1 protein-coding gene is annotated in these 798 nt (G+C 44.4%); it reads left to right on the top strand.

The genetic code is table 11. The annotated features are described in order from the left end of the window. The coding region (locus R8N49_RS26375; RefSeq protein ID WP_318190353.1) for a chemotaxis protein at positions 1 to 798 on the top strand (798 nt) is incomplete at both ends.

The following is a 798-nucleotide window of genomic DNA, read 5'->3' as shown; positions in this document are numbered from 1 at the left end:
TCTTAACTTCTGTCATTCTGATTACTCTTGAGCTTATTTCCGCTTCTAGTCTCAAATGGTTTAAGCAACCTGCGTTATCACTTAACCTTGGTTTTGTCGGGATGTCGGTGCATGCACTCAATATCATTTATCAAAGTGGTGGTGTGGTTGATTCAACTCAAACTTATTGGGTGCCTTTGTTGGTTGTCGCTTTCTTCTTATCTGGCACTCGTCTTATCGCTATTGCTTGGAGTGGCGTGGTGATTGCCATTTCCGCCTTAATGACACATCAGCATGTTTCGGGTTTTGAGTTTCCTCAACTGGTATTATCGGAAGCTTCTCAGAGATTAGAAATTTGGTCTGGTACCGTATTGCCGCTGGTGGTGATTTGTATCGCTCAGGCATTTACTGCTAAGCAACGTGATGATGCGATTGAAAATGCCGAAGCAGCAAAAGTCGAGAGTGAGCAAGTCGCCAAAAAAGCAACAGAAGGCGAACTGCATCTGGCTGAAGTATTGGAGCAAGCTAATTTAAATTCGATAGAGCTGAAATCTGTTTCGCAAGCGCTTGATGAGCAATCGTCGCAGTTGGATGAGCAAGTCAATGCACTCAACGTGAATAGTGAATCTCAAGCAAGTGCGGCAGAGCAAATGAGCCAACAAGTACATCACATGGCCACAGGGATTGAAGAGTCGAGCAAGTTTGTGGAAGAGCTGCGCGAGAAGAGTGAAGACGTTCATCAACAAGCAGAGAAAAGCTCTGAACTGCTAGAAGATTCTACTCAAGCCATCAGCCAGATCATTACTAGCCATGAAGAAA

This window comes from Vibrio sp. 1978 (assembly GCF_033344345.1).
This window is presented reverse-complemented; position numbering and strand designations above follow the sequence as displayed.